Source organism: Akkermansia sp. KLE1798 (assembly GCF_001580195.1).
In the GTDB taxonomy this organism is placed as follows: Bacteria; Verrucomicrobiota; Verrucomicrobiia; order Verrucomicrobiales; family Akkermansiaceae; genus Akkermansia; species Akkermansia biwaensis.
Genome location: NZ_KQ971066.1, coordinates 1 through 1,131 on the forward strand (window position 1 = coordinate 1; position 1,131 = coordinate 1,131).

Below are 1,131 nucleotides of genomic sequence, written 5' to 3' on the forward strand. Positions count from 1 at the left end.
CGGACGCCTCCGCCAACATGGAAATGATGGACAACCGCTACACCTACATGCGCCATCCCATCCTGCTGCGATTCTATTCCTTCGTGGGGATCAACTACGTCAAGCGCAACGCCCAGCACGGCGCCCGCGGCGGCCACATTGACGTGCGCGTCTCCGTCATCCCGGTGTACGTATGGTGGAACCCGTACAACGTGGACATGACGTTCACCGGGGCGGACGGCGGTCCCTGGGGCTCCTACTTCGGGGAACACCGATACATGCCGATCATGCAGACGAACAACTATTCACGCATGCAGGCCAACCTGATTGAGAATTGGGATCCCTCTTCAGCGACTTATTCTGAATCTCCATTCTCTCCCTATTCTCCCAATGACGGTTACAACAACAGGCAGATTGCCGACTTCGGAGCGTCGTTCCGTAAAACTTCGGAATTGCTTTCAGGCGGCGTAGGCAAGGCGGGAGAACCTTCCGTACTTAAAGCCGGAGAAATCGTCATTTTTGCACATCCTGTCGTAGCCAAAATTGAACATGGCAACGCGGTCACCCAGTCCAAAGCCAACAAAAATGACATCCGCGTGGACAACTTCGCCTTCAAGGAAGGCTGGACTCAGGATCCGGGGCAGGTCAGTTCCTATGCCATCAACCAGGCCGACGGCATTCAATATCAATATTTATCCGGAAGCGGCTATGAAGACAGAGGCACTGCCATGATGTCTATTAAATTTGCGGAAGATCTGAACGACCTCAATTATACGCCGCACAACATTGTCCTCTGCACGAAGTACACGGATGAATTTTCCTCTCAATCCAAAAAGCTCGGTACTCTTGTCATGGTTTCCGGGATCATGAATCCCAGACAGCTAGGCCAATCCGGTTCATTGTCAGATGGCAGTGATCCTGCCGTATTTGATAAAGCCATGCCTGGCATCCTGAATCTCAACTGGGGTGCCTGGGAAAAACCCCTGCTTGATCAAGTCAAGCTCCCGGCTGACATGTTCCTGGACAATGAAGGGCCGGACGACAACAGAAAACGCAGGGGCTTTTACGGTACTGCGGCTGAGGACTCCACATTCGTGGCCTATTATGGGGTTTCCGTGAAATGGGGCAAAACTCCCGTCATCGGCACCTACC

At 53.1% G+C, this 1,131-nt stretch carries 1 pseudogene; it reads left to right on the forward strand.

Going from position 1 to position 1,131, the window contains the following annotated elements:
* Positions 1-1,131: pseudogene (locus HMPREF3039_RS13980) on the forward strand (hypothetical protein); the annotation flags it as partial.